This is a genomic window from Alistipes sp. An116, from assembly GCF_002161005.1.
Classification (GTDB): Bacteria; Bacteroidota; Bacteroidia; order Bacteroidales; family Rikenellaceae; genus Alistipes; species Alistipes megaguti.
The window spans coordinates 38,679-48,010 of sequence record NZ_NFLR01000019.1; the positions used below are offsets into that span (position 1 = coordinate 38,679).

Genomic DNA, 9,332 nt, shown 5'->3' on the forward strand with positions numbered 1-9,332 from the left:
CCCCCAAAAAATCGGGCCCTCTCCCGATGGAGAAGGGCCCGATTCGCTGGTGCCGCCTATCGGCCGTCTACTCTTCCAGGATGTAGACGTGTTCGTTGCGCCGCTGCATGTGGTAATGCTCGCGGGCATACTCTTCGAGATAGTCGTCGTAACGCAGTCTTTCGAGCAGCGTACTGTCCTGAGCGATCTTTTCGACGTAGAAGTCATACTGCCGCTCGAGGCCATTGATCTGCCGTTTGATCTTCACGGCATGCAGGGCGTTCCGCCCGATCACGAAGACCGAGAAGACCACGATGCCTGCCGTGAGGAGGATCCAGAAACGACGTCCAATCCGAATCTTCATCACCGGCTACGGAATATGCATGTACTTGTGGGTCTGGATCGAGATGTTCCAGCGCGGATGGGCCTTGGCATACTCCACCAGCAGGGGCATGACCTCCTCCGAACGGCTCCACTCGGGCTGCAGGTAGAGCAGGCAACGCCGGCGTACGCGGGCGGCATTCTGCTCGGCCCACTCCAGATCGGCCTCCGATTCGATGATTACCTTCAGTTCGTCGGCCCGGCCGTATGCCTCGTCCAACGGGGGCTGCTGCCGCTTGGGCGAGAGGCAGACCCAGTCGAACACCCCGCTGAAGGGGTGCGACCCGGAGGTTTCGAGGAAGATCTCGAGCCCCTTTTTGCGCAGTTCGTCGGTCAGCACGCCCAGAGGATAGAGCAGCGGTTCGCCGCCCGTAATGACGATGGCCTGCGCCGGACACGACGTGGCACGCTCGATGACCGTCCGCACGTCGGTCGGCGGATAGAGCTTTGGGTTCCACGTATACTTGGCGTCGCACCACCGGCAGCCGACGTCGCAGCCGCCCAGCCGGATGAAATAGGCGGGCTTTCCGGCATGGAAACCCTCGCCCTGAATCGTATAGAAGTCCTCGACGAGGGGCAGCATCCGCCCGCCGTCGAACAACGCGGGATCAGTCGTCACAGCCATTACTCCGTCACGACGTAAATATCCTTCAGACTGCGGCCCAGCTGGTTGTAGTCCAGACCGTAGCCGACGATGAATTCATTGCCGATCTCCATGGCGCGGTACTTGATCGGGCGTGTCTTGCGGTAGGAGCCGGGCTTGAAGAAGAGCGTGCAGACCTCGATCGAGGCAGGTTTGCGCTTCTCCAGATCGCGGATCATGTGGTCGATCGACTCGCCCGTGTCGACGATGTCCTCGACGATGATGACGTGACGGCCCTCGATCGGCGTGGTCAGACCGATCAGACTGCGCACCTGTCCCGAGGATTCGGTGCCTTCGTAGGAGGCGAGTTTGACGAACGAGAGTTCGTTCTGGAAATCGATCTTCTTGATCAGATCGCTCATGAACATGAACGAACCGTTGAGAATGCCCAGAAACAAGGGGGTCTCCTTGTCGGCATAATCGTGATTGATCCGTTGGGCGACCGCCTCGACCGCCTGGTCGATCTTGGCCGCGGGAATCATGATCTTGAACTTCCTGTCGTGAAGTTTTATGATATCCTCCATGCAGTTCGGGAATTTTTTGGGGATTATGAGATTACAATAGTGCAAAAATAGCGAATTGCCGTCAAGAAACGAAGAAACGCCTCATTTTTTTACAAAGAAACGGTCCGCACGTCGCTGCACGAAGGCAGAACGACGTACGGACCGAATCGTTGGCGGGCGGCGGACCGGTGCAGGTCCGTCCCCGGGAGCATTCACTAAACCAGACCCGAGAAGCCGAGGAAGGCCATGGCCAGGATGCCGGCCGTAATCAGGGCGATGGGGACACCGCGGAAGGCCTTGGGCACCTCCTCGAACTCCAGACGCTCGCGGATGCCGGCAAAAATCACCAGTGCCAGGGCGAATCCCAGGGCCGTGGAGACCGAATAGGCGACGCTCTGCAGCAGGTTGAACTCCTTCTGGATCATGAGGATGGCGACGCCCAGCACGGCGCAGTTCGTGGTGATCAGCGGCAGGAAGATACCCAGCGCCTGATAGAGCGACGGGGAAACCTTCTTGAGGATGATCTCGACCATCTGCACCAGCGCTGCGATGACAAGGATGAAGACGATCGTCTGCATGTACTCGATGTGCAGCGGGACGAGGATATAGGTCTGAATGGGCCAGGCCACCAGCGCGGTCAGGGCCATGACGAACGTAACAGCGGCACCCATACCCATCGAGGTTTCGACCTTCGACGACACGCCCAGGAAGGGGCAGATGCCGAGGAACTGGGCCAGAACGACGTTGTTGACGAAGATGGCGCCGATGATGATTGCGAAATAGGAGATCTCCATGACTACTTCTTGGCTAATTTGTTAAACAGAACCATCAGATACCCCAACACGAGGAAGGCACCGGGTGCGAGGACGAAGATCAGGGGCGTGTAGTCGGAGATGCCGAGGCTGACGCCGAAGATGGCGCCGCTGCCGAGGATCTCGCGCACGGCGCCGATGACCGTCAGCGAGAGGGTGAAACCCAGACCGACGCCCAGACCGTCCATCATCGAGTCGACGGGCGAGTTTTTCGAGGCGAAGGCCTCGGCGCGTCCGAGGATGATGCAGTTGACGACGATCAGCGGGATGAAGACGCCCAGCGAGGCGTAGAGTGCCGGCACGAAGGCCTGCATCAGCATCTGGATCACGGTGACGAACGAGGCGATCACGACGATGAAGGCCGGGATGCGGACCTTGTCCGGGATGAGGTTCTTGATAAGCGAGATCGCGAGGTTCGACAGGGTCAGCACGGCGGCCGTAGCCAGACCCATACCCATGCCGTTTTCGGCCGAGGTGGTGGTACCCAGCGTGGGGCACATGCCGAGCACCAGTACGAACGTCGGGTTGTTCTTGATGATGCCGCTCAAGGCGATTTTCAGTTTATTCATATTGCCCTCCTTCCTGAGCCGCAGGCTCATTGGTTTGTTCAGCGACGGAATGCGTGGCACCGGAGGCGGTATCCGTAGCCTCGACGCCCGCAGCCACACTCTTGTAGGCCATCCAGGCGCGGTTGACGGCATCGACATAGGCACGCGAGGAGATCGTAGCGGCCGTCAGCGCATCGACATCGCCGCCATCCTTCGTCACGGCGAGTTTTCCGTCGACGAGTTTCTTGTTTTCGAGTTTCTGGCCCTGAATGCTGCCCAGCAGCGGGTTGCCTTCATCGGCCATTTTGGTTCCCAGACCGGGGGTCTCGGACTGTTCGAGGACGTTGACGTTGACGACCTCGCCGTCGGGCGTGAAGCCCACCATCAGCCGAACAACGCCGTTGAAGCCCTGTTTGGTCATCGTCTGCACGGCATAACCGGTCACCTGACCCTCTTTGGTGGCGGTGTAGACCGTAATGGGGAGTTCATCGACGGTCAGGGTCTGCTCCTCGGTCGAATCAAAGGCCGGGAGCACTTCGGCAAGAGCGGCCTTCGTGGCGGCCTCCTTGGCCAGGGCGATCGGCTCTTCGGTGATCATGTTCACGACGCCGACGCCGGCCGACGCCACGAGCGTAATGACGAAGAGGACCGCAGTCATGTTGACAAGTGTACTTTTCATGGATCCTTCCTCCTTATTTTACGCCGAAGCGTTTGGGTTTGACATACTTGTTGATCAGGGGCACGCAGGCGTTCATCAAGAGGATGGCGAACGACATGCCCTCGGGATAGGCGCCCCACAGACGGATGAGCATCGTGATGACGCCGATACCGATACCGAAGATCACGCCGCCCTTGACGGTCATCGGCGAGGTCGAGTAGTCGGTGGCCATGAAGACCGAACCGAGGATGGCGCCGCCGGCCAGTACGTGGAACAGGGGCAGCTGCCAGAGCATGGCGCCCGACTCGCCCTTGCACAGGGCCACCACGAAGGCGAACAGGGCCATCGTCACGAGGATCGTCACCGGGATGTGCCACGTGATGACGCGGCGCCACAGCAGGTAGACAAACCCGACGAGCAGGGCCAGTGCGGCAACCTCACCCAGCGAACCGGGCATGTTGCCCAGCAGCAGATCCTGCACGCCGAGGGCATCGGGGGCGGCCAGACCCTGTTTGACGGCCGCCAGCGGCGTAGCGCCCGACAGGGCGTCGAAGGCGCCGTTGACGGGCAGGGGCCAAGTGGTCATCTGCACGGGATAGGCCACGAGCAGGAAGACACGTCCGACCAGAGCCGGATTGAAGGGGTTCTTGCCCAGGCCGCCGAAGGTCATCTTGGCGATGGCGATGGCGACGAAGGCGCCGATGAGGACGATCCACCAGGGGATCGAGGCCGGGAGGTTGAAGGCCAGCAGCACGCCCGTAACGACGGCCGACCAGTTGGAGATGGTCAGCGGGCCGCGGACCACGTATTTCTGAATCAGGAATTCGAACACCACGCAGGCAGCGACCGAGAGGGCCGTCACCCGAAGCACGTCGACCCCGAAGACGATGGTCGAGACGACCAGCGCGGGCAACAGGGCGATCACCACGTCGCGCATGATGTGCGCCGTCGACTGCAAGGTCTGGACGTGCGGCGAGGGAGCGACAATAAGTTTGTTTGCCATAAGTGTTATCGTAAGTTTTAATTTTCGGATTGACGGACCGCGTTATTTTTTGGGGGCAGCGGCGGCCGCACGGGCGCGGATACGCCCCATGGTGGTCTGTTTGCCCAGACGAATCCAGTCCAGCAGCGGCAGATAGGCCGGGCAGGTCGACTGGCAGCAGCCGCACTCGATGCACGAGGTGATCATGCGGGCCTCGACCTCGTCCCAGTTCTTCTTCTGGGTCATCTTCGAGAGGTAGTAGGGCTCCAGACCCATCGGGCAGGCGGCGACGCACTTGGCGCACTTGATGCACTGCGTGGCCACCCGGCGGCGGGCGTCGTGCTCCGACATCACGGTGATGCCCGAGCAGCCCTTCGTGACGGGCGAATCGAGGTTGACCATCGCGCGACCCATCATCGGACCGCCGTTGATCACCTTGCCCGTATTTTCGGGCAGACCGCCGGCGGCGGCGATCAGCGCCGAAACGGGGGTACCCATGCGCGTCAGCAGGTTCTTGGGCTCCCTGAGGCTCTTGCCGGTGATCGTCACCACGCGCTGAATGAGCGGCATGCCCTTCTGCACGGCCTGGTAGACGGCATAGGTGGTCGAGGCGTTGCAGACCACGGCGCCGACGTCGATCGGCAGTGCGGGCGGGGGCGGCACCTGACGGCCCGTCACGGCAGCGATCAACTGCTTCTCACCGCCCTGCGGATAACGCACCTGCAGCGGCACGACCTCGATTCCCTTGTACGCAGCGACGATCTTGCGCAGATGGGCGATGGCATCGGGCTTGTTGTTCTCGATACCGATGTAGGCCTTCTCGACGCCCACGGCCTTCATCAGGATCGTGACGCCAACGACCAGCTCTTCGCCGTGTTCGAGCATCACGCGGTGGTCGGAGGTCAGATAGGGTTCGCACTCGACGCCGTTGATGATGACGCATTCGGCCTTCTTGCCGGCCGGGATCGAGAGTTTGACATGTGTGGGGAAGGTGGCGCCGCCCATGCCGACGATGCCGGCCTGCTTGATGCGGTCGATGATCTCCTGCGCGGAGAGGCGGCACTCCTTGACGAGCGTTTCGGAGCGGTCAATACCCTCGGCCCAGTCGTCGCCCTCGCGTTTGATGGTGATCATCATCTGGCGCAGGCCCTGACCGTTGGCCACCAGGTCGACGGCCGTCACCGTACCCGAGATCGGGGAGTGGATGTTTGCCGACATGAAGCTGCCGGCTTCGGCGATGAGCTGCCCCGTGAGGACCTTGTCGCCCTTGGCGACCTTGGCCACGGCCGGAGCTCCGATGTGCTGCGCGAGGGGAATCGTCACCACCTCGGGCAGCGGAAGCACCTCGATGGCCTTGGCGCTGCTCAGTTTGTTTGCCGACGGATGGACTCCGCCTATTGGAAATGTCTTCATATCTCTGCTAACGTTATTTACGATTCATGATTGGGCTCTTTCGGGGTCGAAGGAGCCTCCGCCGGAGCCGCTTTCGGGGCAGCCGGAGCGGCCTTTTCAGCCGGTGCGGCCTTGGGAGCCTCCGCCGGAGCCGCTTTCGGGGCAACCTGTGCGGCCTTTTCAGCCGGGGCAACCTTGGGAGCCTCCGCCGGAGCCGCTTTCGGGGCAGCCGGAGCAGCCTTCGGGGCAGCCGGAGCGGCCTTGGGAGCCTCCGCCGGAGCGGCCTTCGGGGCGGCGGGAGCCTTGGGCTCCTTGGGCAGCGGATCCATGCCGACGAGCTTGATGGCACCCGTCGGGCACTCGTTGACACACTTGCGGCAGAGCTTGCACTTCTGCGGGTCGATGTAGGCCAGGTTGTTCGTGACGGTGATGGCCCCGAAGGCGCAGACCTTCTCGCACTTGCCGCAGCCGATGCAACCGGCCTTGCAGGCCTTCATCACGACGGCGCCCTTGTCCTTCGAGACACACGACACATAGACGGCGCGGTTCTTGGGCCACTTCTTGCGCAGTTCGATGACCATCTTGGGGCAGGCCTTGACGCAGGCGCCGCAGGCCGTACACTTGTCGGGATCGACCTCGGGCAGCCCCGTTTGGGGGTTCATGTGGATGGCGTCGAAGACGCAGGCGGCCACACAGTCGCCGAATCCCAGACAGCCGAACGCACATCCGGTCTCGCCGACATAGAGCGATGCGGCCACGGCACACGACCGGGCACCGTTGTACTCGTTCGTGCGGGGGCGCTTTTCGCACGTACCGCCGCAACGGACCGTAGCGACTTCGGGCTGTTTTTCGGCCGCAGCCTTGCCCAGATAGCCGGCAATGGCCTTCATGCAGTCGCCGCCGCCGACCGGGCAGAAGAGTTCGGAGATGTCATCGCGCTTGACCAAGGCATCGGCCATACCGCGACATCCGGCGAAACCACAACCGCCGCAGTTCGCTCCGGGCAGCATTTTCTCCACCTCGTCGATCCGGGGATCCTCCTCGACGCGGAACTTCTGGGCCACGAAGTAGAGGATCACGGCGGCGAGCACACCCAACACGCACAGTGTCAGGATCGTGTAAAGTAATACTTCCATCAGATTTTAGTTATTGTAAATTGAATTGTGTGTTCGATTCTGCGACGGAAGACCCACAGCAGCAGGTAGTAGATTGCCACGCTGCCCAGTGCGGCCAGCAGCCCTGCGCCCTCGGAGGCTCCGCAGACGACGATCGTCACGACGAGCGCCGCCAGCAAAACGACAAGCGCACCGCCATATGCCAGCATAACGGCGATGCGCCCGGCCTTTTTCCGGACACCGACCCGGACCTCCTCCCCGGGGCGATACTGCTCCGCGTCGGACGTCGGGACGACAATGATCTTCTCCTGCGCCTCGGCCATACCGCATGCCTGCCGGGCCTTGCAGGCTCCACAAGCGCTTTGCGAGGTGATCTTCACGCGAACGCACCTCTTTTCGACGCGTTCGACGATCCCGTCGTGTTCGATGATTCCAGCCTCCACGGTTCAGTCTCCGTATTTGTTCGTCAGTGGCATGAGGCGCTCGTGCCCGAACGAGCAGGAGGACAAACGCAGCACGGGCGGGAACTGGAAACGTTTCTTTTCGTTGTGCATGATCATCGAGTGGATCTTCTCGACCACGGCGGAGTCGAAACCGGCGTTGACGATCTCCTCGCGGTGCTGCCCCTCCTCGATCATGCGGAACAGAATGGCGTCGACCACCTCGTAGGGCGGAAGGATATCGCTGTCCTTCTGACCGGGGTGGAGTTCCGACGAAGGCTCCTTGTTGAGAATCGAGTCGGGAATCACATCGCCGAAGCGGCGGTTGATATAGCGGGCCACGTCGTACATTTCACTCTTGTAGAGGTCGCCCGTGGGGCTGAACGCACCGGCCGTATCGCCGTAGAGGGTGCAGAGGCCCAGGGCATTTTCGCTCTTGTTCGAGGAGTTGAGCAGTACGTATCCCGTCTTGTTCTGCAGGGCCATGAGCAGCACCGTGCGGATACGGGTCTGGATGTTCTCCTCCGTGGAGTCGAACTCCGTGACGCCGATGGCGGGTTTCAGCGTATTGACCACGCTGGTGTAGATCTCCGAGATGGGGATGACGTTGTATTCGATGCCGAGGTTCCGGGCCAGTGTCTTGGCATCCTCGACCGAGGCGTTCGACGAGAACTGCGAGGGCATGAGCAGCGCCCGGACATTCTTCGCGCCCAGCGCGTCGACGGCCAGACAGGCCACTACGGCCGAGTCGATACCGCCCGAGAGGCCGATGGCGGCCTTTTCGTAGTTGTTCTTGCGGAAGAAATCGCGCAGACCGCAACGGGCTGCCTCATAGACAAGCCGGTTGCGGTCGTTGTAGGTCGAGGGGATGACGACGGGGGGCATGGTTTCGGCGGCCTCCGTGTCGAAGATCTGGAAATCCTCCTCGAAGTTCTTCATCATCAGCACCGGGACGCCGTGTTTGTTCAGGGCGCCGGACGTGCCGTCGTAGACGATCTCGGTCGAACCGCCGACCTGATTGACCATCACGAGGTTCTTGCCCTCGACGAAGGCCAGGTTGTGCATCATTTCGTAGCGGTAGATCATCGTACCCTTGCCGTAACGGCGGGCGTTGATGGAGATGATGGTTTCGACCGACTTGTCGAAGTCGTGTTCGCGGCTGAGGTCATCGCCGACGATGATGGCGCACTTGTGCCCCTTGATGGTGGCGTATTCGTATCCTTTGGAGGGGACCAGGAAACCCATTTCGCGGCGTGCGGAGATGTATTTTTTGCCGACATAGCGAAGGACCTTGCGATCCTGGATGAGGGCTGCGGCACTGACGGTTCCCTTGTCGGTAAGAATCGGGAGGCCGACGATGGCGGCGATACCGTCGCAGCAGGAGGCGATCTCCACCAGGGCATCTTCACACAGTTCGAGGAACGTCGTTTTGCGGAGGAGGTCGAACGCCGGAGTCCCGCTCACGGCCTGCTCGGCGAAAATGACCAGATCGGCATGCCGGGCCTTTGCTTTGTTAATGGAATCGATGATTTTCGAAGTATTGCCGTCGATGTCACCGATCGTGTAGTTCAACTGGGCTATGGCTATTTTCATGGCAGTAATTTAAGTCGGAAAGATCCAATCGCGGCAAATTTAAGGATTATTTGGAAAAGTAGGAAAACTTTTCCGTGTTAATAAATTAACATCCGCAGTTCCGAAAAAACTTTAAAAAAGAGAGGCATACGAAAACGGGACTCCGCCGGTGCGGAATCCCGTTCCATGATTCGATACTTTCAAGGGAGAAGGCTTTTCAAAGGTGGGACCTTCGGATGACGGCCCCTGCTCCGGTCCCCTGCCTCGGCCACCTGCTTCGGCCCCCTGCCTCGGCCCCCTGCCTGCT

General features: G+C 60.9%; 11 protein-coding genes. All 11 read right to left on the reverse strand.

Going from position 1 to position 9,332, the window contains the following annotated elements; all coding sequences use genetic code 11:
* Positions 1 to 67: 67 nt before the first annotated feature.
* Entirely contained in the window at positions 68 to 343 is a 276-nt protein-coding gene (locus B5E60_RS11180) for an FtsB family cell division protein (RefSeq protein WP_087311631.1), read from the reverse strand.
* A 6-nt stretch (positions 344 to 349) separates the two neighbouring features.
* A complete protein-coding gene (locus tag B5E60_RS11185) occupies positions 350 to 985 on the reverse strand; it encodes a 7-carboxy-7-deazaguanine synthase QueE (RefSeq protein WP_087311633.1) in 636 nt (211 codons plus the stop codon).
* On the reverse strand, positions 985 to 1,527 hold the full coding sequence (gene hpt, locus B5E60_RS11190; RefSeq protein ID WP_087311635.1) for a hypoxanthine phosphoribosyltransferase: 543 nt from the start codon (positions 1,525 to 1,527) through the stop codon (positions 985 to 987). The genes B5E60_RS11185 and hpt overlap by 1 nt, the downstream gene beginning before the upstream one ends.
* A 194-nt stretch (positions 1,528 to 1,721) precedes the next feature.
* Positions 1,722 to 2,300 (reverse strand): electron transport complex subunit RsxA, encoded by a 579-nt coding sequence (gene rsxA, locus B5E60_RS11195; protein WP_087311637.1) that lies wholly within the window; start codon positions 2,298 to 2,300, stop codon positions 1,722 to 1,724.
* Between the two features lie 2 nt (positions 2,301 to 2,302).
* Positions 2,303 to 2,887, reverse strand: coding sequence for an electron transport complex subunit RsxE (gene rsxE, locus B5E60_RS11200; RefSeq protein ID WP_087311659.1), 585 nt, complete (start codon positions 2,885 to 2,887; stop codon positions 2,303 to 2,305).
* Positions 2,880 to 3,545 (reverse strand): RnfABCDGE type electron transport complex subunit G, encoded by a 666-nt coding sequence (locus B5E60_RS11205; RefSeq protein ID WP_239403320.1) that lies wholly within the window; start codon positions 3,543 to 3,545, stop codon positions 2,880 to 2,882. Before B5E60_RS11205 ends, rsxE begins: the two co-directional genes overlap by 8 nt.
* 13 nt (positions 3,546 to 3,558) lie before the next feature.
* Positions 3,559 to 4,527, reverse strand: a complete 969-nt coding sequence (locus tag B5E60_RS11210) for an RnfABCDGE type electron transport complex subunit D (RefSeq protein WP_087311639.1) — start codon at positions 4,525 to 4,527, stop codon at positions 3,559 to 3,561.
* 42 nt (positions 4,528 to 4,569) lie between these two features.
* A complete protein-coding gene (rsxC, locus tag B5E60_RS11215; protein ID WP_087311641.1) occupies positions 4,570 to 5,919 on the reverse strand; it encodes an electron transport complex subunit RsxC in 1,350 nt (449 codons plus the stop codon).
* Between the two features lie 17 nt (positions 5,920 to 5,936).
* The gene (locus tag B5E60_RS11220; RefSeq protein ID WP_087311643.1) at positions 5,937 to 7,034 is read right to left on the reverse strand and encodes an RnfABCDGE type electron transport complex subunit B; all 1,098 of its coding nucleotides are present in this window, start codon (positions 7,032 to 7,034) and stop codon (positions 5,937 to 5,939) included.
* Positions 7,034 to 7,456 carry a SoxR reducing system RseC family protein gene (locus B5E60_RS11225; protein ID WP_087311645.1) on the reverse strand — a complete coding sequence of 141 codons (423 nt, stop codon included), beginning with the start codon at positions 7,454 to 7,456 and terminating at the stop codon, positions 7,034 to 7,036. The genes B5E60_RS11220 and B5E60_RS11225 overlap by 1 nt, the downstream gene beginning before the upstream one ends.
* A gap of 3 nt (positions 7,457 to 7,459) precedes the next feature.
* A complete protein-coding gene (locus tag B5E60_RS11230) occupies positions 7,460 to 9,046 on the reverse strand; it encodes an NAD+ synthase (RefSeq protein WP_087311647.1) in 1,587 nt (528 codons plus the stop codon).
* Positions 9,047 to 9,332 lie beyond the last annotated feature (286 nt).